Raw genomic sequence first — 22,021 nt, forward strand, 5'->3', positions numbered from 1 at the left:
GGCTGCCCCGTTCGTCGGTGGGGTGCGGTTGACTGGCCGCACCACCACCTCGGGGAGATGAGATGACCACCATCGAGCTCGGCGGCGCGGCCGACCGGATGTCCGCGCTGCTCGCCGCGATCACCGACGAGCAGCTGACCGGACCGACACCGTGCGCGGAGTACCGGCTGGGCGACCTGGTCGAGCACATCGGCGGGCTCGCGCTCGCCTTCACCCAAGCCGCGCGCAAGGAGCTCGGCCCGGACACCGGCCCGCCGCCGGCCGGTGACGCCGCCCGGCTGCCCGCCGACTGGCGCACCGCCTATCCCGCCCAGCTGGACGAGCTGGCCGAGGCCTGGCGGGACCCGGCCGCGTTGGCCGGGATGACCAGGGTCGGCGGGGTGGACCTGCCCGGTGAGGTGGCCGGGATGGTGGCGATGAACGAGCTGGTCGTGCACGGCTGGGACGTGGCCCGCTCGATCGGCGCGGACTACTCGGTGCGGGCCGCGGAACTGGCCGCCGCGCTGGAGTTCGTGGAGCAGTTCTCCGGGCCGGAGAGCGAGGCCGACCGGGAGGGCCTGTTCGGGCCGGTCGTGGCGGTGGACGCGGGGCGGTCGCCGCTGGAGCGGCTGATCGGCCTCAGCGGGCGGGACCCGGAGTGGACGCCCAGCTCGGTGTAGCCGGCCGGTGCACCCGCCGTCTTCACCGGCCGCATCCGGGCACGGGAAACTCAGCCGAGGGTCGCGTGCATCTCCCACACCAGGACCTCGGCGTCCTCGGTCGCGGTGATGCGCTGCCCGCCGACGGCGGTGAACCGCACCGCGTCGCCCGGTGGCCAGCTCGCCGGAACCCTCCAGCGTGACCGCCCCGCGCGGCACGAACAGGTGCGGGAACGGCGCGTCCGGCAAGGTCACGGACTGCCCCGCGGTCAGCCGGGCGGCGTGCAGCGCGGCGTACTTGTTCTTGATCCGGATGGCCGGCTCGTCCCGGTGCCGGTCCATTCCCGAGGCGACCGGGACGAGGCCGCCGGCGAGCAGCTGGTCCTCGATCTCCAGCTGCTCGTAGCCCGGCGTGATCCCCGACTCGTCCGGCACCACCCACATCTGGGCCAGGCCGGGATAGATGATCCCGGAATGACCGGTGGAGTCCTGGTGCACGAGGGAACCCCGCAGCACCCAGGTGACGATCTCCATGTCCCGGTGCGGGTGGGTGTCGAACCCGGCGCCGGGGCTGACCACGTCGTCGTTGTTGACCAGTAGCAGGCCGTGGTGGGTGTTGGCCGGATCGTAGTGGCCCCCGAAGGAGAAGGAGTGCTTAGAGTCCAGCCAGTCGATCCTGGTCGCGGACCGTCCATTGTAGACAGTCTGAAAGGGAGGATCAGGCGGCGCGGACCGCGGAGACCTCGAACTCCAGCACGATCTTGTCGCTGACCAGCACGCCGCCGGTCTCCAGCGCGGCGTTCCAGGTGATGCCGAAGTCCTTGCGGGAGATGGTGGTGGTGCCCTCGAAGCCGACCCTGGTGTTGCCGAACGGGTCCTTGGCGGTGCCCTCGAAGGTGAAGTCGATGGTCACCGGCCGGGTGACGTCCTTGATGGTCAGGTCGCCGGTGAGCGCGAAGTCCTCGCCGTCCTGGGCCACCGAGGTGGAGACGAACCGGATCTGCGGGAACTTCTCCAGTTCCAGGAAGTCGCTGCCGCGCAGGTGCTCGTCGCGCTGGGCGTTGCGGGTGTCGATGCTGGCCGCGTCGATGGTGACCGCGACCGAGGAGTTGGCCGGGTTGTCACCGTCGACCTTGATCCGGCCGTCGAACTCGTTGAAGGCGCCGCGGACCTTGGTCACCATCGCGTGCCTGGCCACGAAGCCGACCCGGCTGTGCGTGGCGTCGATCGCGTAGTCGCCGGTCAGTTCGCTGAGGGAGAGGGTGCTGGTCATCGGAAGCTCCTTTGGTTGATGTGTCATCTACATCCTGCACAACCCAAGTTGATGTGTCAACTATTCCGGTAGACTCCTGGGTGTGACCGACACCGAGTGGCTTGAGGAGTCCCAGCAGCGGGCCTGGCGCGCGTTCCTGCGCGTGCACGCCGAGCTGACCGTGCGCATCGGGCGTCAGCTGCAGGTGGACTCGGACCTCTCGCTGGCCGAGTTCGAGGTGCTGGTCCAGCTGAGCGAGCTGCCCGAGCCCCGGATCCGGATCCTGGAGCTGGCCAAGCTGCTGAACTGGGAGAAGAGCCGGGTCTCGCACCAGCTCGGCCGGATGCAGAAGCGCGGGCTGGTGGCCAGGGCGGGCTGTCCTGAGGACAAGCGCGGCGCGTTCATCCAGCTCACCGAGGCGGGCAAGGCGGCCATCGAGGGTGCCGCCCCTGGACATGTGGCGGTGGTCCGGCGGCTGGTGTTCGACGCGCTGGACAACGCCCAGGTGGGCGAGCTCACCGCGCTGTGCGAGCGACTCCTGGCCAACATCGAGTCCTCCGGCTGTCCCACGGAGTAGCGCGGGTTGGCCGAAGCGGGCGGGGGGTTGGGCCGTGGTGCGCGGGTCAGGCCAGGTGGCTGGCGGCCAGCGCGATGGCTTCCTCCGCGGCGGCCGGTGGTGGGGCCGGGGTGTTGAGGGTGGCGGCGGCCTGGTGCAGCGCGGGGGAGCCGGTGAGCTCGGCCAGCACGGTCAGGATGGTGGCCAGCGCCGGCAGGTTGCGGCGGGCGACCGCGATCGCGAAAGCTTCCTTGAGCAGCGGTTTTGCTGATTCGGGGTGACCTGTGGCACATTCGATACGGGCCAGGGTGGTCTGGGTCTGGCAGCGCAGTTCCTCGGTGGCGAACACCCCGAGTGGGCTGGCGGCGAGGGCTTGGGTGCAGAGCGCCCGGGCCTGGTCGAGGTCGCCGGTGCGGCGGGCCAGTTCGGCCTGACCCAGCTGTGCGGTGGCCACCCAGTCGGGCGCTCCGGCCTGGCGGCCCAGCAGCGCGACCTGGGCCAGGTCCGCGCGGGCGGCGGAGAGGTCCCCGTGTGCCAGGTGGCCGGCGGCGCGGCGGTTGAGCAGGTCCGCGGCTTCCTCGGTGGCGCCCAGCTCGCGGGCCAGGGTGATGGCTTCGGCGTAGAGGGCGTGCGCGTGCGCGCGGTCGCCGCGGTGGTCGGCCAGTGGCGCGAGGTCGCCGAGGGCCTGGATCATGGCCCAGCGTTCGCCGAGGGCGCGGAACCGGGCCAGCGCGACGGTCAGCAGCGCCTCGCCCGCCACGGGGTCGCCGCGGTAGATGGCGACCACGCCGTTGCTGAGGCCTTGCAGCGCGGCACTCCACGGGTCGGCGTCGAACATCGCGCCGTACTGGCGGGCGGTCGCCGCCAGGTCGGCAGGCGGGCCCTCGACCATCGCCCACAGCACCCAGAGCAGGGGCTGCCGGGGCGCGCTGGTGCGCGCCTCCAGCAGGCGGCGGACCTCGTCCAGCTGGGGGCGCATCGGGGCCGGGTCCGGGGTGCCGAAGGCGGTGGTGAGCACGCAGACCGAGTACTCCTCGGCCAGCTCCGGCGGGGCGGTGGCGCCCAGCCCGCTGGTCAGCGGCGCGGTCAGGCGGGCGCCCTCGGCGCGGCGGCCGCGCAGCCACCAGTAGGGGGCCAGCGCGGCGGCCAGGCGCAGCGCGGTGGGCGGGTCGGTGGCGGTGGTCCAGCGCAGGGCGGCGACGAGGTTGTCGTAGTCGGCGTCCAGGCGGGCCAGCCAGTCGAGCTGTTCGGCGCGCAGCAGCCTGGGCGAGGCCGCCTGCGCCAGGGTCAGGAAGTGCGCGGCGTGCGTGTGCCGGAGGCGGTCGGTGTCCCCGGCGTCGGCGAGGCGTTCGGCGCAGAAGGCGCGGATGGTCTCCGGCATCCGGTACCGCTGGCCGGTCCTGGTCAGTAGGGACTTGTCCACCAGGCCGGTGAGCGCGTCCAGCAGGTCGGGCGCGGCGCACACCTCGGTCAGCGCGGCCAGGGTGGCGCCACCGGCGAAGACGGTCAGTCGGCCGGCCAGCACCCGCTCCGGGCCGTCGAGGAGGTCCCAGCTCCACTCGACCACGCCGCGCAGGCTGCGGTGCCGGACGGCCGCGGTGCGCTCGCCCTTGGCCAGCAACGCGAACCGGTCGTCCAGCCGGGCGGCGATCTCCGGCACGGGCAGGCCGCGGACCCTGGCCGCGGCCAGCTCGATGGCCAGTGGCAGGCCGTCCAGGGCCTGGCAGATGTGCTCGACCTGCCCGGGATGCGCGGCCGGGTCGTGCGCGGGGTCGGCGGCGCGGGCGCGGTGGGTGAACAGCTCGACCGCGGCCGCGCGGTCCAGGCTGGGCACCGGGTGGCGGGCCTCGCCGGTGATGCCGAGCCCTTCCCGGCTGGTGGCCAGCACGCGCAGCTCGGGGAGCGCGCGCAGCAGGTCGGCGGTGAGCTCGGCGACGGGCTGGATGAGGTGTTCGCAGTTGTCCAGCAGGAGCAGCGGCGGCCGGTCGGCCAGCGCGGCGCGCAACCGGTCGAGCGGGTCCCGCGCGCCCTCGCGCGCGCCGAGGGCGGCGAGCAGGGCGCGGGGCAGGTCGGCCTGGTCGGTGAGCGGGGCGAGCGCGACGAAGCAGGCCGGCGTCCCGGCGGCGGCCTCGATGGCCAGCCGGGTCTTGCCCGCGCCGCCGGGTCCGGTGAGGGTGACCAGGCGGTGCCTGCGCAGCAGCTCGCGGACCTGCCGCAGCTCCTCGGCGCGGCCGACGAAGCTGGTCAGCTGGGCCGGTGGCGGGGTGCGCCGCTGGTGGTCGCCGCGCAGGGCGAGCCGGTGCGCCTCGGCGAGCTCGGCCGAGGGGTCGGCGCCGAGTTCCTCTGCCAAGCGGGTTCTGGCCTGCTCGAAGGCGGCCAGGGCTTCGGCGGGGTGGCCGTCGGCGAGCAGGGCGCGGACCAGCAGCGCCCACAGGCGTTCCCGCAGCGGGTGCGCGCCGAGGTGTTCGCGCAGGGCCGGGGCCAGGCCGGTGCGGCCGAGGGCGAGCGCGGCCTCGGCGTGGTCCTCGATCGCAGTCAGCCGCAGCTCGGGCCAGCGGCTGGGGCCGAGCTCGGTCGGCAGGTCGCCGCGCCACAGGGCCAGGGCCTCGGCCAACTGGGCCTCGGCGGTGGCGGGCTCGCCCCGGCGCAGCGCGGCGCGGCCGTCGGCGGCCAGGGCGGCGAACCGGTGTGCGTCCACCTCGGCCGGGTCGACCGCCAGCCGGTACCCGGTCGGGTGAAACTCGACGACTCCGGAACCCAGTGCCCTGCGCAGCCGGGAGACCTGGGACTGCAAGGCGTTGGCCGCGCCCTCCGGCGGGTCGTCGGCATAGAGGCCGTCGAGCAGCGTCTCGGCGGGCACGATCCGCCCGGCCCCGGCGGCCAGCAGCGCGAGCAGGGTGCGGACCTTGGGGCCGCCGAGCTGCACGGGCGTGCCGTCGGGGTGGGTGGCCTGGACCGGGCCGAGGATGCCGAAGCGCATCTCAGCAGTCGGTGGGCAGGTGGTTCGCGGCCCACCTGGCCAGCTCGTCCAGCGCGGGCAGCAGCGCGGCGCCCCGGTCGCTGAGCCGGTAGGAGACCGCCAGCGGCGGGCCGTCCCTGACCTCGCGGAGCACCAGCCCGGCCGAGGTCAGCTCGGTGAGCCGGTCCGAGAGCATGGAGTCGCTGATCCCGCCGATGGCCCTGCGCAGCTCGGCGAACCCGGCAGGGCCGGCGGCCAGGGTTCCGATGATCACTCCGTTCCACCGTTTCCCGAGCAGCGCGAACACCCTGACCAGCGCGCCGTCGCAGCTCCGGTCCCCGGCAGCGTCCTCCGCCATGGCGGACAGGGTAGTGCCCGAGCGGGCCGCCTATCCGGCTTCGCGATAACAGTGATCATGATCGACTGCTTTCCGGCGGCGGCCCCCGGCGGGAGGATGTCCTGTGCAGATGATCCGCCACGGGAGTGCCCGGCACGCCGAACACCTCGCGCGCGCCGTGTCCGGCGCCCGGCGCCTCCCGCCATCCCGGAGATCGTCCGGCCGACGGCCCCCAGCCGCCGGAGGACGCGCGTTCCGGCGCACCGGCCTGCCACGCTCCGCCCGTCGTGGTAGGCCGGTGCGGTGCGAGAGTTGACGGGACGGACCCGTGCTTGACCCGGTGTGGCTGCGCAGCTTCCTCGCCGTCGCCGAGACCGGCGGCTTCACCGAGGCGGCCAGGCGGCTGTGCCTCGGCCAGTCCACGGTCAGCCAGCACGTGCGCAGGCTGGAGCAGGCCACCGGCAGGCAGCTGTTCGTGCGGGACACCCATTCGGTCAAGCTGACCGGCGACGGCGAGGCGCTGACCGGGTTCGCGCACAACATCCTGGAGCAGGAACGCCTGGCCATGGCCTACTTCGCCCGGCCGGAGCTGCGCGGCAAGGTGCGCCTGGGGGTGTGCGAGGACCTGGTGCTGGGCCACCTCCCGGCGACCCTGCGCCGGTTCCGGGCCACCCACCCGCTGGTCGACCTGGAGCTGACCGTCGAACTGAGCAGCCTGCTGCACGACCGGCTCGCCGCGGGCGGCCTGGACCTGGTGCTGGCCAAGCGCCGCACCGAGGCCGACGGGCACCTGCTGTGGCGGGAGCCGCTGGTCTGGGTCGGCAGGCCGGGGCTGCGGGTGACCAAGGGTGAGCCGGTGCCGCTGGTGGTCTACCCGGAGCCGAGCCTGACCAGGGCGCGGGCGCTGGAGGCGTTGCGGGCCTGCGGGATGCAGTGGCGGATCGGCTGCTGGAGCGACCGGCTCAACGGGTTGCGCGCGGCGGCGCTGGCCGGGCTCGGGGTGGCGGTGTTCGCCCGGTCGGTGGTGCCGGAGGGGCTGGTGCCGGTGGAGGGGGAGCTGCCGCCGCTGGCGGAGGTGGACTTCGCGGTGCTGGGCGGCAGGCGGGCCGGGCACGGGCCTGCGGCGGCCTTGGCGGAGCTGATCATCGCGGCGCGGTGGCCGTAGCCGGGGCACGGCGGCGTGGGCGCGGCGGGGCGCGGTGGGGCGGTGGGCTGGGCTGGGCGCGGCGGCGCAGGGCGGCGGGGCTTGGTGGGCGTGGGCCGGGGCTGGCTCGCGCGCGCCCCGGCCGGGGTGGCTCAGGCGTCCAGCACCTGGTTGGCGCGGCGGACCACCGGTGGCTGCACCGACCACGGGAAGTTGATCCACCGGTCGGTGTGCCGCCACACGTACTCGCACTTGACCAGCGAGTGCGGCTTCTCGTAGATCACCGCGCAGCGCACCTCGGCCACCGTGTCGGCGCAGAAGTCGTGCACCAGCTTCAGGGTCTTGCCGGTGTCCGCGACGTCGTCGGTGACCAGCACCTTCGCCCCGGACAGGTCGATGACGTTGGGCACCGGCGGCAGCATGACGGGCATGTCCAGGGTGGTGCCGACGCCGGTGTAGAACTCCACGTTCATCACGTGCAGGTTCTTCACGTCCAGCGCGTAGCCCAGGCCACCGGCCACGAACAGGCCGCCACGGGCGATGGACAGGATGATGTCCGGGGCGTAGCCGTCATCGGCGATGGCCTGCGCGAGGTCGCGGACCGCCTCCCCGAACAGGCTGTAGGTCAGGTTCTCCCGGTCTTCCGGTGCAGCCGTCATGGGTGCAGTCTCGCTTATCTCAGGCCGGGCGGCCGAGCGCGGGGCGGGCGCAGTGCACCCGGTCCCGGCCGGCGTGCTTGGCCGCCAGCAGCGCGGCGTCCGCGGCCAGCACCAGGTCGGCCAGGCGGGTGCGGGCGCCGGGGCAGTGGGTGGCCAGGCCCACCGACACGGTCAGGTCGGTGACGGTGCGCGGGCCGCACACGGTGCGGGCCGGGACCTGGAGCGCGCCGACCTCCGCGCGCAGTGTGGCGGCCAGCGCGGTGGCGGCGCCCAGGTCGGCTCCCGGCAGGAAGGCCAGGAACTCGTCGCCGCCGTGCCCGCCGTAGCGGCCCAGCACCGCGTGCTCGCACACCTGGCGCAGCACCGAGGCGACCGCGCGCAGCACCCGGTCACCGGCCGGGTGGCCCAGGGTGTCGTTGATCCGCTTGAAGTGGTCGAGGTCCAGCAGCACCAGCGCGGCGGGCTCGTCCCGGCGGCGGGCGGCGGCCAGCGCGCGCCCGGCCTCGGCGTCCCAGCCCCAGCGGTCCAGCAGGCCGGTGAGCTTGTCGGTGGCCCAGGCCCGTGGCTCGTGGCCGCAGGAGCGGCAGCGGGCCGAGGGCGGTGGTTGTCGATGGTTCATCCCGGTGGCACCCATGTTCGGTTCGGTCAGTGTCGCGGCGGACGGCGGGGGACCTCGCGGGTCGGTGGGATTCACGGTCCCCCGCCGCCTGCCGTGGACAGGCGTCGGTCTGGGGGTCCGGCCGCCTATCCGGTCTTCGGGACCGCGGTCAGCGCGCACACGCCGTCCACGGTGTGGCAGAGCAGCTGGCTGAGCTCGTCCAGCAGCTGCGCCCGGCCCGGCCGCCGGTGCTCCAGCCACCAGTGGCACACCGCCTGCACCATCCCGGCCAGCGCGTAGCGCACCGGGTCCGGCGGCGGGGACGGGTTCAGGCCGGGGATCTCGCCGAGCAGGTCGGCCAGCGCGGTGACGATCGGGTCGGCCGCCTGGCCACCCCGAGGACCTGCCGGGTTGCTCAGGCTGAACCGGTAGAGCCATTGGTGCTCCATGATCACCACCAGGTAGGCCTCCACCGCGCCGCGGATCCACTGCCGCCGGGTGCCCGCCTCGCGCAGGCCGGTCAGCGCGGGCCGCAGCCGGGCCAGCATCAGCTCGGCCGCCCGGTCGCCCGCGGCCTTGAGCAGTCCGGCCTTGTCGTAGAAGTAGTGGTACAGCAGGGGTTTGCTCACCCCGGCCGCGGCGGCCAGCTGGTCCATGCTGATCCCGGCGCCGTGCGTGGTGATCACCTTGATCGCGGTCTCCACCAGCTCCGCCCGCCGCGCGGCCGGGGCCATCCGCCTGCGCCGCCCCTCGCACGGGCGGCGGAGCGCGCTCTGCTCCAGGGGAGTGTCCATGTGTCCTCCGCTCGGCTGCCTGTCTGCCTTGACAGAGCAGGCCCGCGGCCCGCTGGATACCGGGTGGCGGCAACTTTCTCGCGCTCCGCGATCAGGTGTATCCGCTGCGCCACCTCGTGGTCTCTGTGTCGGTGAGACGAAGGGGCGTGATGGCGGTGACTCCGAGAACAACGTCCACAGTGGACGTCGCGGTGGTCGGCGGCCGGGTCGCGGGCGCCGCGCTGGCGGCCAGGCTGGCCAGGGCCGGGCTGCGGGTGGCGGTGTACGAGCGGGCGGTGGAGCTCGGGCCGACGCTGTCCACGCACATCTTCCACGGCACCCAGGACCTGCGCGCCGAAGGCGTCTACGCGGACCTGGTGGCCGCCGGGGTGCCGCCGCTGCCGGAGGTCCAGGTGCGCCTGGACGAGCTGCGGCTGACCTTCCGGCACCCCGACGACCCCGGGCTGTGCCCGCCGCGTGAGCTGCTGGACAACCTGCTGCTGGACCGGGCCCGCGCGGCCGGGGCGCAGGTGCATCTGGGCCGCCCGGTGGTCGGGCTGCTGCGCGAGCGCGACCGGGTGACCGGGGTGGAGGTGGCCGACCAGGACGGGCGGGTGCGGCCGGTGCGGGCCCGGCTGGTGGTCGGCGCGGACGGGCGCAGCTCGCCGGTGGCCCGCTGGGTGCGCGCCACCCAGTACCTGACCTTCCGCAGCGGCCGCGGCCAGGTGTGGCGGTACTTCCGCGGCAAGCGGCTGCCCAGGGTGCTGCTGTGGCACCGGGCCGGCGCGCGGCTGGCGCACATCCTGCCCACCGGGGAGGAGGAGTACTACCTGTGCGCGCAGCCGCCGGTGGGCGATCCGGAGGACTTCCGGCGCACCGGGCCGGATGCGCTGCTGCCGTGGGTGGAGCGGGTCAGTCCGGAGATCGCCGAGCTCGCCAGCGGCGGCGAGCCGGTGGGCGGGCTGCGCCGGATGAGCGGCTACCCGTGCTTCTTCCGGCAGCCCTTCGGTCCGGGCTGGGCGCTGGCCGGGGACGCCGGGCACGCCAAGGACGCCACCATCGGCCACGGCATCACCGACGCGCTGCGCAACTCCGCCACCCTGGCCACCGCGCTGCTGTCCACTTGGGACGATCAGTCCGCGCTGCCGGAACGGTTGGGGGAGTGGGCGCGGCGGCGGGACGAGGCCGAGCTGGCCAACTTCTGGTACAGCCAGGAGCTGGGCGACGCGGCTCCGGTCGGCGCGCTGCGCAAGGCCTTCTTCCGCGGGCTCGACGCCACCGGCGTCCGCAGGCTGGACGAGGTCATGGCGGACAAGCGGGACGCCGACACCCTGCTCACCGCGACCCGGCTGGCCCGCACCGCGCTGAACCAGGTCCTCTCCGGTGTGCCCGCGCCGGAGGTGCTCCGCGAGGCCGGTGTGCTGGTGCGGCTGAACCTGCTGCGCCGCAAGGCTTTCCGGGAACGCGCCGGGCAGGCGCCGAGCTTGGCGGTGTCCCGATGACCCTCGCGCACACCTCGCCCTGGGGCGACGCTCTGGCCGCCGAGCCGCTGCTGCCGCCGCTGACCGGCAGGCACCGCGCGGATGTCGTGGTGGTGGGCGGCGGGATCGCCGGGTTGTCGCTGGCGCACCGGCTGCGCGAAGAGCTGCCCTCGGCGCGGATCCTGCTGCTGGAGGCCGTGGTGGTCGGCGGCGGCGCGACCGGGCACAGCACCGGGCTGGCCAGGCCGGGTGTGTGGGGCTCGATGCGGTTGCTACACAAGCGGGTCGGGGCCGCGGCCGCGGAAAGTCTGACCAGGGCCTCCCTGGCGGGAATGGCCGCGTTGCACGACCTGGTCACGTCCGAGGGCATCGACTGCGACCTGGTGCGTGGCCGGATGTACCAGCTGCCGGTCACCGCCGAGCACGTCCGGCGCTACACCGGCGACCTGCCGGAGCTGAACCGCCTGGGTATGGAGGCGGACTGGCTCTCGTCCCGGGAGACCGCGGAAACCCTTGGGCTGCAAGGCGGATTCGGCGCGCTGCGGGTGGCTCCGCTCTACCAGCTGGACCCGCTTCGGCTGTGCCGCGGCCTGCGGGACCTGCTGGTGGCGCGCGGGGTGGAGGTGTTCGAGGGCACGCCGGTGCGCTCGGTCGAACCCGGCGCGCGGGTGCGGGTGCGTACCGATCTCGGCGAGGTGGACGCGGCTGAGGTGGTGCTCGCGATCGACGGCTACACCAGGGTTTCCGGGCTGGTGGAGCTGCCGGTGGTGCCGTTCCGCTCGCAGGCCCTGTGCACCGAACCCCTCTCCACCGACCAGCTCGCCGCGCTCCCGCTGCGGCCGGGTGACCTGGTGCTGGACTCGCGGGCCTACTTCAACTACGCGCGGCTGAGCCCGGACGGCAGGCTCATCCTCGGCGGCGGCCGCGCGGCCAACCCCAGCACCCGGCCCGGCACCCAGCCCAGGGTCTCCGGCGGCACCTGGCGACGTCTGGAACGCGAGTTGCGCCAACTGTTCCCGGCCCTGGACGGGGTGCGCATAGCCCGGTCCTGGGCCGGGGTCAGCGGGGCCACCCCGGACTGGATGCCGATCGTCGGCCAGGTCCAGCCCGGCGTGTGGTTCGCCGGCGGCTGGAACGGCCGGGGCATCGCGCCCGCCCTGCACACGGCGGGCTGGCTCAGCGGCCAGCTCGCCGCCGCCCTGCACGGACAAGCCCTGCCGCCGCCCACCGTGCCCTGGCACCGCGGCGGGGCCAGGCCCGCGCCGGTGCTGGACCGGCTGCGCTACCCGCTGCGCCAGGGCTTCCTCGAACTCAACGACCGCCGTTCCCTGCACACCGGACGTCGCGCGCCGCTCCGCTTCGGCCGCGACGGGAAATGAGTGTCCACAATGGATAAATGCCCGGTCCGTCCCGACCCGGCCGACGCCGCGCTGTTCGACGAGGACTACCAGCGCGACCCCTACCCCTCCTACGCCCGGCTGCGCGCGGTGTCCCCGGTGCGCTATGTGACCCTGCCGACCGGACTGACCGCCTGGCTGGTCACCGGCTACGAGGAGGTCCGGCAGGCGCTGACCGATCCGTTGCTGAGCAAGGAAAGCCGCTACGACGCCGAGTCCGTCCAGGGCCTGTCGCCGAGCATGGGCGCGAGCATGCTCAACCTGGACCCGCCCGACCACGACCGGCTGCGCCGCCTGGTCGGCAGCGCGTTCACCCGCCGCCGGATCGAGGCCCTGCACGACACGCTGCACGACGCCGCCGACCGGCTGATCGACGAGTTCGCCCCGCGCGGGCAGGCCGACCTGATGCGGGAGTTCGCGCTGCGGCTGCCGGTCGGCATGATCGGCGAGCTGCTCGGCGTGCCGGAGCAGGACCGGGACGCCTTCTTCGAGCTGGCCCACGACTACGTCGGCTTCACCCCGGAGACCAGGGAGCAGGCCGCGGCCGCGCTGGCCGGGCTGAACCAGTACATGGCCGGGCTGATCGCGGCCAAGAAGCACGCGCCCGGCGAGGACCTGATCAGCGCGATGATCGCGGCCAGGGACGAGCAGCGGCGGCTCACCGACGAGGAGCTGCTGGCCAACGCGCTGCTGCTGTTCCTGGCCGGGCACGTCACCACCGCCGGCCTGATCGCCAACGCCACCCTGGCCCTGCTGCGCCACCCCGACCAGCTCGCCGCCTTCCGCGCCGACCCGGACCTGGTGACCAACCTGGTGGAGGAGGCGCTGCGGTACGAGGGACCGGCCGAGCTGTCCACCATGCGCTGGGCCAAGCAGGAGACCGTGATCGGCGGGGTGACGATCGGCAAGGGCGAGCGGGTGCTGGTCTCCCTCGGCGCGGCCAACCGGGACCCGCGCCGCTTCGCCGACCCGGACGTCTTCGACCTGGCCCGCGCCGACGCCAACGCGCATCTCGGCCTTGGCCACGGCATCCACTACTGCCTCGGCGCGCAGCTGGCCAGGGCCGAGGTGCGCACCGCGCTGGCCCGCCTGTTCGCCCGGCTGCCCGACCTGCGGCTGAACGCGCGCTTCGAGGACCTGGAGTGGATGCCGGGGATCGGCCGCGCCCCGCTGTCCCTGCCCATCGTGTTCACCCCGGGAGGCTGAGGCGTGGATCCGCGCAACCTGTTCGAGACCCGCACCACCTACCGCCTGCTCCGCCTGGAATACCTGGCCGCGCTGGGCGTGTGCGGCTGGCTCCTCTTGGTGCACTGGGACGAGGTGCGGCTGCTGCCCGCGCTGCTGCTGTTCGCCTACATCGACGTCATCGGCTACCTGCCCGGCCTGATCGCCTTCCGCCGCAGCGAAACCGGCAAGATCCACCGCGGTTTTTACGTGGCCTACAACCTGGCGCACAGCTTCGTCACCGCTGGGCTGGTCGCGCTGCTGTGGTGCTGGCTGGTGCGACCGGAGTGGGCGCTGCTGGCCATCCCGATCCACCTGTGCGGCGACCGGGGGCTGCTCGGCAACTTCCTCAAACCGTTCGCGGTGTCCTTCGAGCCCAAGCCGCACCCGGCCTACCTCCGGCTGGCCGCCGCGGTGGCATCGCGGTGACCGCCGTGGACCTGCTGCGCGCGCACGCCCGCAGCTCCAGCGCGTTCCTGGCCTACAACCAGGACACCGAGCACTTCCAGACCCCGGGGATCGACGGCCTCATCGCCTACCGGCCGGCCGGTAGACGGCACCTGGTGCAGCTGACCGGGCCGTGCGCGGCCGAGGCCGACCAGGCAGCGCTGACAGCGGCCTTCCGCGCCTTCGCCGCCGGACAGGGCCGCCGGATCACCGCCGTGCAACTGGGCAAGGAGGAGGCCGCGGCCTGCGCCGAACTGGGCTACGCGGTCAACCAGCTCGGCGCCTCCTTCAGCATCGACTTGGGCCAGTTCACCTTGCGTGGCGGCAAGCTCGCCGAGACCCGCAACCGGCTCTCCCAGGCCCGCCGCGCCGGGGTCCAGGTCACCGAGGAGTCCACAATGGACAGTGAGCTGGCGCTGACCCTGACCGCGATCGACCAGGAGTGGCTGTGCGCCAAGGGCCGCGCGGTCAAGCAGCTCGGCTTCATGGTCGGTGAGCGCGGCGGCCGGGGCGCGGCGCACCGCAGGCTGTTCGTGGCCAGGGCGGCGGAGCGGATCGTCGCCTACATCTCCTTCTCCCCGGTCTACGGGCCACGGCCGGGCTGGCTCTACGACCTGACCCGCCGCCACCCCGCCGCCCCGACCGGCGCGATCGAGTCGGTCATCGCCCACGCCGCGGAGGTCTTCCGCGGCGAGGGCGCTGAGTGGCTGCACCTGGGCTTCACGCCGTTCGTCCAGCTCCACCCGGAACACCGGATTCCCGGCGCGCACAACAAGATTCTCGACGGGGTCATGCGCCGGATCGCCGGGCGGGAGCGCTGGCTGTACTCCGCGCGCACCCAGGAGCGGTTCAAGACCAAGTGGGCCCCGCACCTGGTCGAGCCCGAGTACCTGGCCTTCGAGCACGGCCTCAGCCTCGGCGCGGGCTACCGGTTGCTACGGTTGATCGGGGCGCTGTGACTCAGACTCCCGCGATACTCCGGATCCAGTCCCGGTAGGCGCCGACGTGGGTGTACTGGCAGCTGGTGTCGTTGCCGGTGGAGAGCACGCCGACCTGGTTGCCGTTGGGCGCGAACATCGGTCCGCCGGAGTCGCCGGTGCCGCACACGCCGTTGATCCGCTCGCCGTTGATCGCCCGGCCGCCCTTGTAGTCCTCGGCGGACACGTTGGTGACCTTCAGCTTCGCGTTCTTCAGCTTCGGTGACTGCTGACCCTGCTCGGTCTGGCCCCAGCCGTGGATGGTGACCGTGTTCCCCACCGCGACATCGGCCAGGGCGCCCAGCTTCACCGCGGGCGCGCGCACCGGCTTGGCCAGCTTCAGCAGCGCCAGGTCGGCGTTGGTGTGCACGGTCAGGCCGCCGGGGGCCACGTCCACGTACTGGCCCTTGGCGTGCTCCACATTCCCGATCCGGAAGCCCCACTGGTGGTTGCCGCCCACGCAGTGCTCGGCGGTGAGGATCCACTGCGCGGCGATGACGGTGGCGGTGCAGTAGCCGTCCTTGCCGTCCTGGTAGAGCCGGGCGCTCCACGGCGCTGACGCGGTGAACTCGCCGTTGACGATGGTCACGCCCGCCTGGGCCGGGGCCGCCAGGCCGAGCAGCACGGCCGAGCCGGCCAGCAGACCGGCGATGAAGTTCCTCGCGCGCACAACGCCTCCAGTGCCACCGGCTCCGCAGGCCGGATGCCCGGACGCTAAGCGCCGGTCAGCGCCGCGGAACACCGACTAAAGCACTGCGCAATTCAGTTCAGTCGGCTCGCGGTATCCAGCCGGGCACCCAGCGCCACTGTGCCAGTGACGAAGCCAGCCGAGAGGGAGACCGATGAGCCCAGGGGTTCCGGTGCCGACCTACCTGTCCTACGTGGCGGGGAAGGAGATCGACTCCGACCGTTACGTCTACACCGTGGGCGCGCGGCCGATCCTCACCGACCTGTTCGGCAGCCTGACCCTGAAACGGCGGCTGGAACAGGGCCAGCTCGACCCGGCCACCGTGGCCGACCGGGTGGTCGGGCGGTGCGCACTGGCCGATGAGGACACCATGGCCGCCGCGGTGGCCGCCGCCGCCGAGGCCGCACCCGCCTGGGGCGCCACCCCACTGGCTGTCCGGGTCGAGCTGGCCCTGGCGCTGCGGCAGCGGATCCTGGCCGGGCACAAGGACCTCGTGGACGTGCTCATCGCCGAGGGCAACCCGCGGCCGTTGGCCGAGTGGCAGGTGGCCGGGATGCTGTCGGTGGCCAGCGAGGAGACCGTGGGCTGGCTGGCCGGGCAGCTGGAACAGGAGTTCCGGCACGGCGACCGGCGACTGCTGCTGCGACGGCGGCCGGACGGGGTGGTCTGCGTCAACCCGCCGCAGAACGCGCCGGCCACCAGCGCCCTGTTCGGCGCCACCGCGCTGATGGCGGGCAACACCGTGGTGGTGCGCGCCCCGCGCAGCGCGCCGTTTGGTGTGATGCACGTGCTGCGCGAGTACGTGGTGCCCGCGCTCGCCGAGATCGGCGCGCCGCCCGGGGTGCTCAACATGTTCTGCGGCAGGCCGGGACCGGCGCTGCGCGGCTGGCTGGCCGACCCGCTGGTGGACGACATCTTCTACACCGGCGGCGTCGAACGCGGACTTGAGCTGGAACGGGACTGCGTGGCCGCCGGGAAGAAACCGATCCTGGAGCTGGCGGGCAACGACTGCGTGGTGATCTGGCGGGACGCCGACCTGGACCTCGCGGTGGAGGCGCTCACCGAGTGCTTCTACGGCTCCGGCCAGATCTGCATGGTGCCCAACCAGGCCGTGGTGCACCCTGCCATCGCCGAGGAGCTGATCGCCAAGCTGCACACCGCGGTCACCGCGCTGCGCCCCGGCTACCCGGACGAGCCGGACGTGCTGCTGTCCCCGGTGCTGCGCGCCGAGCGTTTCGGCACCGTGGTCGAGGACGCCCTGGCCCGCGGCGCCACGCTCATCTGCGGCGGCGGGCGGCTGGAGGTCGACGGCGAACCCTCCGAGACCGGGCCGTTCCTGGCGCCCACCGTACTGCGGGTGGACGGCCTGGACACCTGCCGGGAGCTGACCGCGGTCCGCGAGGAGACCTTCTTCCCGCTGCTGCCCGTGGTCGTGCCCGGCGAAGCCCCCGACGAGGAGCTGCTGGCCGCGATCTTGTCCTTTGTGGACAGCAACCGCTACGGCCTGCGCAACTCGTTGTGGGCCAAGGACAAGCAGGTCATCGAGGAGTTCCTGGCCAAGGTCGGCAACGGCGGCCTGCTCAAGGTCAACGACTCGCACATCGGCTTCCTCCCTTACCTGCCCACGCACGGCGGCACCGGGCTCACCGGCGGCGCCTTCGGCGAGGCCAACTACCTGGTGCTGCGCACCACCCACCTGCAGGGCGTGTCGGTAGCGGAGAACGTGCGGCCCAGCGCCGCGGTCTTCGAGGCCTACACCCGCATCACCGAACCAGGAGCGTGAATGGATCTACAGTTCATGGCCGCCGACCGGGACGTCTGCGAGGAGCTGGCCCCCGGCCTGCGCGCGGAGCTCGCCGGGATGAGCCTGGCCGAACGGGAGGCCGACGACGGCAAGGCCATCCAGCTCTTCCGCGCCTGCGGGGCCTCGAACCTGCTGGTGCCCAAGGCTTACGGCGGCACTGGCGGCACCGCCGTGCAGGCGATGGGCGTCATGCGGGCACTCGGCGCGCTGGCCCCGTCGATGGCGGTGGCCACCATGATGCACCACTTCTCCGTCGGCACCCTGTACTCGATGCTCGACGCCATCGGCACCCAGGTGAACCTGGATCCCGTGCTGCCGAGACGGATCGCCAGTGACCGGCTGCTGCTGGCCTCCGGGTTCGCCGAGGGCAACACCGACCAGGACATCCTGCGCCCCACCCTGCGCGCCGAGCAGGTCGAGGGCGGCTACCTGGTCAACGGGGTGAAGAAGCCGTGCAGCCTGTCCCGCTCGATGGACCTGCTCTCGGCCAGCGTGGCGGTGCCCACCGGCGACGGCGAGGCCGACTTCGGGCTGATCCTGCTGCCCGCCATGACCCCCGGGCTCTCCGTGCACCCGTTCTGGTCCACCTTCGCCCTGGCCGGGGCGGAGAGCCACGAGGTCCGGCTCACCGACGTCTTCCTCACCGAGGACCAGCTGGTGCGCACCACCCCGGAACTGGCCGTGCGCATGCTCGAGCTCCAGATCCTCGGCCTCACCTGGTTCCAGCTCAGCGTCTGCTCTGTCTACAGTGGACTCGCCGGGGCACTGGTCGAGCGGGTGCTGCACCGGGGCCGGGGCAGTGCGGCCGACCGGGCCGCGCTGGTCATCCGGCACCAGAGCGCCGCACTGCTCACCGAGGGCCTGGCCCGCCGGATCGACGCCGGGGACACCGGGGCGGACACCCTGACCGCGGCCCTGGTCACCCGGCACACCGTGCAGGAACTGGTCACCAGCACCGCCTCCGCGGCCGCGGAACTGCTGGGCGGCATGGCCTTCATCGCCGCCGGCGAGATCGGCTACCTGCTGGCCGCCGCGCACGCGGTCGCCTTCCACCCACCCGGCCGGACCGGCACTACGCAGACCGTGCTCGGCCACCTCAGCTCGGCCAGGGACGCGACATGACCGTGGACCTCGCGGCGGCCGAGGCGGAGTTCGAGCGCACCGCCACCGCCTACCGCACCCACCTCAGCCGCGGCCGGGCCGCGCTGGGCGAGCTGTTCGGCCGCGAGCTGGAACAGTCGGCCACCGGGGCCTGGGTGCGCACCAGCCGCGGCCGGGAACTGCTCAACTGCGGTGGCTACGGCGTGCTGCTGATGGGCGCCCGCCACCCCAGGGTGGTCGCCGCAGTGCGCGCCCAGCTGCACACCCTGCCGGTGTCGGCCAAGCTGCTGCTCGAACCGGTCGCGGCCAAGGCCGCCGCCGCGCTCACCGCGATAGCACCGTCCACAATGGACAAAGTGCACTTCGCCTGCTCCGGCGCGGAGGCGGTGGAGACCGCGATCAAGCTCGCCCGCACGCACGGCCGCACCCACCTGATCTCGGCCAAGAACGGCTACCACGGCAAGACCCTCGGCGCGCTCAGCGTCACCGCGCGCAGTGTGTTCCAGGAACCGTTCCGGCCGCTGCTGCCCGGCGTCTGCCACGTGCCCTACGGCGACCCGGACGCGCTGCGCCGGGAGCTGGCCGCGCACGAGGGCAGGGCTGCGCTGATCCTGGAACCCGTGCAGGGCGAGGCCGGCGTGATCTTGCCACCGGCGGGCTACCTGGCCGAGGCGCAGCGGCTGTGCCGGGAGTACGGGGCCTTCTTCATCCTGGACGAGGTGCAGACCGGCCTGGGCCGCCTCGGCCACTGGTGGGGCGCGGACCGCGAGCGGATCACCCCGGACGTGCTGGTGGCAGGCAAGGCGCTCGGCGGCGGGGTGCTGCCGGTGTCCGCGGTGCTGGCCACCGAGTCCGCCTTCCGCGCCTTCGACCGCGACCCCTACCTGCACACCTCCACCTTCTCCGCCAGCCCGCTGGCCATGGCCGCGGTGTGCGGGGCGATCGAGGCGATCCAGGAAGGCGGCCTGGTCGAGGCCGCGGGCAGGCTCGGCGAACACATCCGGAACAAGCTTTCCGCGCTGTGCCAGGACATCCTCGGCTCCCGGGTGCGGGAGGTGCGCGGCGCCGGCCTGCTCATCGGCATCGAGTTCAGCAGGCCGGGTATGGCCGCGGACCTGCTGGCCGAGCTGATGGCCGCCGGGGTCATCGCCAACCACTCGCTCAACTCCGCCCAGGTGCTGCGGCTCACCCCGCCGGCCACCCTGGACGAGGCCGAGCTGGACTTCCTCGTCCAGGCCTTCGCCACCGCGGCCAAGGCGGTGGCCGGATGAGGCGGATCCACCTGCTGGCCGAGGTTCCCGGCGCCAGCCCCGCGCAAGCCTTCACCCTGCTCACCGACTTCACCCGCTTCCCGGCCATCGCCGAGGAGGTGCGCTCCGTCGAGGTCTTCCCCGGCCGGCCACGGCATTCCGCCTGGGAGGTCGCCTTCCGCCGCGGCCGGTTGCGCTGGCGGGAGTGGGAACACCTCGACCCGGCGACCACCAGCGTCGAGTTCGGCCAGGTCGACGGCGACTTCGAGCACTTCCGCGGCGCCTGGCGGATCACCGGGGCCGAAGCCGGCTGCACGGTGGACTTCCAGGTGGACTTCGACTTCGGCATCGACAGCCTCGCCGAGGCCATGGACCCGGTGGCCGAACGGCTGCTGCGCGGGGTCATGGGCTCCGTCCTGAGTGGACTCTTCGGCGCGGACACCCAACTGCACGACCTGCCCCCCATCCCTGTGGAAAGGACCAACCCATGAGCACCCTGCTCGACCAGCTGACCTCGCTGCTGACCACCCGCTTCGGCGTGCCGCCCGAGGAGGTCCGGCCCGAGGCCACCTTCGCCGAGCTCGACCTGGACTCCCTCGCCCTGGTGGAACTGGGCCTGGTGACCGAGAAGGAGTTCGGGGTCAGGGTCAAGGACAACGAAGTGTCCACTTCGGACACCCTGGCCACCATCGCCTCGCTGATCGAGTCCAAGCGCGAGGCCGCCTGATGAACGGCCTCGCGATCACCGGGCTCGGCCTGGTCACCGCCGCGGGCATCGGCGTGGAAGCCAGCTGGGCGGGGATCCTGCGCGGCGAGTCCACCGCCAGTGCCGACCCCGCGCTCTCCGGCATGGTCACCGACTTCAGCTGCCGGGTGCCCGGCTTCGACGCCGACGCCCAGCTCGGCCGCCGCACCGCCTGGCGGCAGGAACGCTGCGCGCACCTGGCCAGGGTCGCCGCCCGCGAGGCCGTCGCGGACAGCGGCCTGGACCCCACCACCTGGAACGGCGCACGGGTCGGCGTGGTGGTGGGCAACTCCCTCGGCGGCACCATGACCTTCGAGCAGCAGTACGAGATCCTGCGCGCCGAGGGCGAGTCCCAGGTGACCCCGCTGCTGATCCCGATGGCAGGCACCGGCTCGCCCACCGCCTGGCTCAGCCTCGACCTCGGCGCCCGCGGCCCCAGCCTGGCCCCGGCCACCGCCTGCGCCTCCGGGGCCACCGCGCTCGGGGTGGCCTGGGACTGGCTGCGCTCCGGGATCTGCGACGTGGTGGTCACCGGCGGCGCGGAGTCCGCGCTGTCCCCGCTGATCATGGCCGGGTTCGGGCAGCTCGGCGCGCTGTCCACCCGCAGCGCGGATCCGGCGACCGCCTCCCGGCCCTTCGACGCCGACCGGGACGGCTTCGTCGCCGCCGAGGGCGCTGGAATCCTTGTCCTGGAAAGGATCGAGGACGCCAAGGCGCGCGGCGCGCGGGTGCACGCCCGGCTGGCCGGGTACGGCGGGGCCTCCGACGCCTTCCACATCACCGCCCCGCACCCACAGGGCGACGGTGTGGAACGGGCCAGCCGGATCGCCTTGGAAGCCGCCGGGCTCCACCCCTCCGACATCGGGCACGTCAACGCGCACGGCACCTCCACCCCGATGAACGACGTGATCGAGGGCAGCCTGATCAAGCGGCTCTACCCCGAGGGCACCCCGGTCACCTCGGTCAAGGGCGCCATCGGGCACGCCCTCGGCGCGGCAGGCGGGATCGAGGCGGTGTGCACGGTGCTGTCCGTGCGCGACGGCATCGTGCCGCCGACGGCCAACCTGGACCGCCTGGACCCACGGATCGACCTGGACATCGTGCACAAGATCCCGCGGCAGCTTGACCTCCAGGCCGCGGTCAGCAACTCCTTCGGCTTCGGCGGGGCCAACGGCGTGGTGGTGCTGACCCGTGACTGAGCCGAAGCTGTTGTCCGGCAAGAAGATCCTCATCACCGGCGTGCTCACCGAGAGCTCCATCGCCTACGGGGTGGCCAGGATGGCCCAGGAGCACGGCGCGGAGATCGTGCTCACCGGCTTCGGCCGCGGCCTGCGCATCACCGAGGCCATCGCGGAAACCCTGCCCCAGCCCTGCGACGTGCTGGAGCTCGACGTCACCAAACCCGAGCACCTGGACGCGGTCTCCGACGCGCTCTACGCCCGCTGGGGTCACCTGGACGGGGTGCTGCACTCGGTGGCTTTCGCCCCGCCCAGCGCGCTCGGCGGCGGCTTCCTCACCGCGGAGTGGGCGGAGGTGGCCACCGCGCTGCACATCTCCACCTACTCCTTCGCCGCCTTCGGCCGGGTCTTCGGCCCGCTGCTGGCCAAGTCCGCGCACGGCTCCCTGGTCGGCCTGGACTTCGACGCCAGCCTGGCCTGGCCCGGCTACGACTGGATGGGCGTGGCCAAGGCGGGCCTGGAAAGCTGCTGCCGCTACCTCGCACAAGCGCTGGGGCCACAGGGCACCAGGGTCAACCTGGTCGCCTGCGGTCCACTTAGGACGCTCGCCGCGCGCGGCATCGGCGGCTTCGACCAGCTGGACCGGGTGTGGGCGGACCGGGCCCCGCTGGGCTGGGACCAGACCGACACCGAACCGGTGGCCAGGGTGGTGTGCGCGCTGCTCTCGCCGTGGCTGCCCTCGGTCACCGGGGAGATCCTGCACGTCGACGGCGGGGCGCACGCGGTCGGCGCGGGCCAGGAGAGGGGATAGCC

The 22,021-nt window shown here is 73.4% G+C and carries 22 protein-coding genes and 1 pseudogene; 15 read left to right on the forward strand and 8 right to left on the reverse strand.

The genetic code is table 11. The features are described from left to right. Nucleotides 1-62: 62 nt before the first annotated feature. The gene (locus M8C13_RS35890) at nt 63-659 is read left to right on the forward strand and encodes a TIGR03086 family metal-binding protein (protein WP_252485244.1); all 597 of its coding nucleotides are present in this window, start codon (nt 63-65) and stop codon (nt 657-659) included. A 480-nt stretch (nt 660-1,139) separates the two neighbouring features. Here the strand turns inward: M8C13_RS35890 and M8C13_RS35895 are convergent. Beyond that, a pseudogene (locus tag M8C13_RS35895) lies at nt 1,140-1,313 on the reverse strand (pirin family protein); the annotation flags it as partial. 43 nt (nt 1,314-1,356) lie between these two features. After that, a complete protein-coding gene (locus M8C13_RS35900; RefSeq protein WP_252485245.1) occupies nt 1,357-1,911 on the reverse strand; it encodes a YceI family protein in 555 nt (184 codons plus the stop codon). An 82-nt stretch (nt 1,912-1,993) separates the two neighbouring features. On the opposite strand from M8C13_RS35900, the gene M8C13_RS35905 reads away from it, so the two are divergent. Continuing rightward, on the forward strand, nt 1,994-2,467 hold the full coding sequence (locus M8C13_RS35905) for a MarR family winged helix-turn-helix transcriptional regulator (RefSeq protein ID WP_252485246.1): 474 nt from the start codon (nt 1,994-1,996) through the stop codon (nt 2,465-2,467). 46 nt (nt 2,468-2,513) lie between these two features. On the opposite strand, the gene M8C13_RS35910 is transcribed toward M8C13_RS35905, so the two are convergent. Then, on the reverse strand, nt 2,514-5,426 hold the full coding sequence (locus M8C13_RS35910; RefSeq protein WP_252485247.1) for a BTAD domain-containing putative transcriptional regulator: 2,913 nt from the start codon (nt 5,424-5,426) through the stop codon (nt 2,514-2,516). A 1-nt stretch (nt 5,427) separates the two neighbouring features. Continuing rightward, a complete protein-coding gene (locus tag M8C13_RS35915) occupies nt 5,428-5,763 on the reverse strand; it encodes a helix-turn-helix domain-containing protein (protein ID WP_252485248.1) in 336 nt (111 codons plus the stop codon). A 307-nt stretch (nt 5,764-6,070) separates the two neighbouring features. Here M8C13_RS35915 and M8C13_RS35920 point away from each other — a divergent pair, with 307 nt between their 5' ends. Then, on the forward strand, nt 6,071-6,907 hold the full coding sequence (locus M8C13_RS35920) for a LysR family transcriptional regulator (RefSeq protein WP_252485249.1): 837 nt from the start codon (nt 6,071-6,073) through the stop codon (nt 6,905-6,907). A 131-nt stretch (nt 6,908-7,038) separates the two neighbouring features. On the opposite strand, the gene M8C13_RS35925 is transcribed toward M8C13_RS35920, so the two are convergent. From M8C13_RS35925 to M8C13_RS35935, 3 genes are all read right to left on the reverse strand, one after another. Continuing rightward, nucleotides 7,039-7,545 (reverse strand): phosphoribosyltransferase, encoded by a 507-nt coding sequence (locus M8C13_RS35925; protein WP_252485250.1) that lies wholly within the window; start codon nt 7,543-7,545, stop codon nt 7,039-7,041. Nucleotides 7,546-7,564: 19 nt separating this feature from the next. Then, the gene (locus tag M8C13_RS35930) at nt 7,565-8,164 is read right to left on the reverse strand and encodes a GGDEF domain-containing protein (protein ID WP_252485251.1); all 600 of its coding nucleotides are present in this window, start codon (nt 8,162-8,164) and stop codon (nt 7,565-7,567) included. A 125-nt stretch (nt 8,165-8,289) separates the two neighbouring features. Then, nucleotides 8,290-8,937, reverse strand: coding sequence for a TetR/AcrR family transcriptional regulator (locus M8C13_RS35935; protein WP_252485252.1), 648 nt, complete (start codon nt 8,935-8,937; stop codon nt 8,290-8,292). 149 nt (nt 8,938-9,086) lie between these two features. On the opposite strand from M8C13_RS35935, the gene M8C13_RS35940 reads away from it, so the two are divergent. From M8C13_RS35940 to M8C13_RS35960, 5 genes are read left to right on the forward strand one after another with little or no spacing between them, the layout of a single operon-like run. Further along, the gene (locus tag M8C13_RS35940; protein WP_252485253.1) at nt 9,087-10,418 is read left to right on the forward strand and encodes an NAD(P)/FAD-dependent oxidoreductase; all 1,332 of its coding nucleotides are present in this window, start codon (nt 9,087-9,089) and stop codon (nt 10,416-10,418) included. Continuing rightward, nucleotides 10,415-11,776: an FAD-binding oxidoreductase gene (locus M8C13_RS35945; protein ID WP_252485254.1), complete on the forward strand. Its 1,362-nt coding sequence runs from the start codon at nt 10,415-10,417 to the stop codon at nt 11,774-11,776. The genes M8C13_RS35940 and M8C13_RS35945 overlap by 4 nt, the downstream gene beginning before the upstream one ends. A gap of 9 nt (nt 11,777-11,785) precedes the next feature. Next, nucleotides 11,786-13,000 (forward strand): cytochrome P450, encoded by a 1,215-nt coding sequence (locus tag M8C13_RS35950; protein WP_252485255.1) that lies wholly within the window; start codon nt 11,786-11,788, stop codon nt 12,998-13,000. Nucleotides 13,001-13,003: 3 nt separating this feature from the next. Next, on the forward strand, nt 13,004-13,447 hold the full coding sequence (locus M8C13_RS35955; RefSeq protein WP_252485256.1) for a hypothetical protein: 444 nt from the start codon (nt 13,004-13,006) through the stop codon (nt 13,445-13,447). Beyond that, entirely contained in the window at nt 13,444-14,424 is a 981-nt protein-coding gene (locus M8C13_RS35960) for a DUF2156 domain-containing protein (RefSeq protein WP_252485257.1), read from the forward strand. The genes M8C13_RS35955 and M8C13_RS35960 overlap by 4 nt, the downstream gene beginning before the upstream one ends. A 1-nt stretch (nt 14,425) precedes the next feature. Here M8C13_RS35960 and M8C13_RS35965 read toward each other — a convergent pair whose 3' ends face one another. After that, complete coding sequence (locus M8C13_RS35965; RefSeq protein WP_252485258.1) at nt 14,426-15,112, reverse strand: trypsin-like serine protease; 687 nt, start codon at nt 15,110-15,112, stop codon at nt 14,426-14,428. Nucleotides 15,113-15,284: 172 nt separating this feature from the next. Here M8C13_RS35965 and M8C13_RS35970 point away from each other — a divergent pair, with 172 nt between their 5' ends. Genes M8C13_RS35970 through fabI form a run of 7 tightly spaced genes read left to right on the forward strand, consistent with a single transcriptional unit; the run spans nt 15,285 to nt 22,019 of the window. Beyond that, nucleotides 15,285-16,913 carry an aldehyde dehydrogenase gene (locus M8C13_RS35970; RefSeq protein ID WP_252485259.1) on the forward strand — a complete coding sequence of 543 codons (1,629 nt, stop codon included), beginning with the start codon at nt 15,285-15,287 and terminating at the stop codon, nt 16,911-16,913. Continuing rightward, entirely contained in the window at nt 16,914-18,056 is a 1,143-nt protein-coding gene (locus tag M8C13_RS35975) for an acyl-CoA dehydrogenase family protein (protein ID WP_252485260.1), read from the forward strand. Then, the gene (locus tag M8C13_RS35980) at nt 18,053-19,306 is read left to right on the forward strand and encodes an aspartate aminotransferase family protein (RefSeq protein WP_252485261.1); all 1,254 of its coding nucleotides are present in this window, start codon (nt 18,053-18,055) and stop codon (nt 19,304-19,306) included. Before M8C13_RS35975 ends, M8C13_RS35980 begins: the two co-directional genes overlap by 4 nt. Next, nucleotides 19,303-19,776 (forward strand): type II toxin-antitoxin system RatA family toxin, encoded by a 474-nt coding sequence (locus M8C13_RS35985; RefSeq protein ID WP_252485262.1) that lies wholly within the window; start codon nt 19,303-19,305, stop codon nt 19,774-19,776. Before M8C13_RS35980 ends, M8C13_RS35985 begins: the two co-directional genes overlap by 4 nt. Continuing rightward, nucleotides 19,773-20,012 carry an acyl carrier protein gene (locus M8C13_RS35990; RefSeq protein ID WP_252485263.1) on the forward strand — a complete coding sequence of 80 codons (240 nt, stop codon included), beginning with the start codon at nt 19,773-19,775 and terminating at the stop codon, nt 20,010-20,012. The genes M8C13_RS35985 and M8C13_RS35990 overlap by 4 nt, the downstream gene beginning before the upstream one ends. After that, nucleotides 20,012-21,229 carry a beta-ketoacyl synthase gene (locus M8C13_RS35995; protein ID WP_252485264.1) on the forward strand — a complete coding sequence of 406 codons (1,218 nt, stop codon included), beginning with the start codon at nt 20,012-20,014 and terminating at the stop codon, nt 21,227-21,229. The genes M8C13_RS35990 and M8C13_RS35995 overlap by 1 nt, the downstream gene beginning before the upstream one ends. Continuing rightward, nucleotides 21,222-22,019 (forward strand): enoyl-ACP reductase FabI, encoded by a 798-nt coding sequence (gene fabI, locus M8C13_RS36000; RefSeq protein ID WP_252485265.1) that lies wholly within the window; start codon nt 21,222-21,224, stop codon nt 22,017-22,019. Before M8C13_RS35995 ends, fabI begins: the two co-directional genes overlap by 8 nt. The last annotated feature ends 2 nt before the right edge of the window (nt 22,020-22,021 follow it).

This window comes from Crossiella sp. SN42 (assembly GCF_023897065.1).
Taxonomy (GTDB): Bacteria; Actinomycetota; Actinomycetes; order Mycobacteriales; family Pseudonocardiaceae; genus Crossiella.

Excerpts from the sequence above, each read along its gene's own strand:
- M8C13_RS35890 (WP_252485244.1), top strand. The coding sequence starts at position 63 with ATGACCACCATCGAGCTCGGCGGCGCGGCCGACCGGATGTCCGCGCTG.
- M8C13_RS35900 (WP_252485245.1), bottom strand. The coding sequence starts at position 1,911 with ATGACCAGCACCCTCTCCCTCAGCGAACTGACCGGCGACTACGCGATC.
- M8C13_RS35910 (WP_252485247.1), bottom strand. The coding sequence starts at position 5,426 with ATGCGCTTCGGCATCCTCGGCCCGGTCCAGGCCACCCACCCCGACGGC.
- M8C13_RS35915 (WP_252485248.1), bottom strand. The coding sequence starts at position 5,763 with ATGGCGGAGGACGCTGCCGGGGACCGGAGCTGCGACGGCGCGCTGGTC.
- M8C13_RS35925 (WP_252485250.1), bottom strand. The coding sequence starts at position 7,545 with ATGACGGCTGCACCGGAAGACCGGGAGAACCTGACCTACAGCCTGTTC.
- M8C13_RS35930 (WP_252485251.1), bottom strand. The coding sequence starts at position 8,164 with ATGAACCATCGACAACCACCGCCCTCGGCCCGCTGCCGCTCCTGCGGC.
- M8C13_RS35935 (WP_252485252.1), bottom strand. The coding sequence starts at position 8,937 with ATGGACACTCCCCTGGAGCAGAGCGCGCTCCGCCGCCCGTGCGAGGGG.
- M8C13_RS35940 (WP_252485253.1), top strand. The coding sequence starts at position 9,087 with ATGGCGGTGACTCCGAGAACAACGTCCACAGTGGACGTCGCGGTGGTC.
- M8C13_RS35945 (WP_252485254.1), top strand. The coding sequence starts at position 10,415 with ATGACCCTCGCGCACACCTCGCCCTGGGGCGACGCTCTGGCCGCCGAG.
- M8C13_RS35950 (WP_252485255.1), top strand. The coding sequence starts at position 11,786 with ATGGATAAATGCCCGGTCCGTCCCGACCCGGCCGACGCCGCGCTGTTC.
- M8C13_RS35970 (WP_252485259.1), top strand. The coding sequence starts at position 15,285 with ATGAGCCCAGGGGTTCCGGTGCCGACCTACCTGTCCTACGTGGCGGGG.
- M8C13_RS35975 (WP_252485260.1), top strand. The coding sequence starts at position 16,914 with ATGGATCTACAGTTCATGGCCGCCGACCGGGACGTCTGCGAGGAGCTG.
- M8C13_RS35980 (WP_252485261.1), top strand. The coding sequence starts at position 18,053 with ATGACCGTGGACCTCGCGGCGGCCGAGGCGGAGTTCGAGCGCACCGCC.
- M8C13_RS35985 (WP_252485262.1), top strand. The coding sequence starts at position 19,303 with ATGAGGCGGATCCACCTGCTGGCCGAGGTTCCCGGCGCCAGCCCCGCG.
- M8C13_RS35990 (WP_252485263.1), top strand. The coding sequence starts at position 19,773 with ATGAGCACCCTGCTCGACCAGCTGACCTCGCTGCTGACCACCCGCTTC.
- M8C13_RS35995 (WP_252485264.1), top strand. The coding sequence starts at position 20,012 with ATGAACGGCCTCGCGATCACCGGGCTCGGCCTGGTCACCGCCGCGGGC.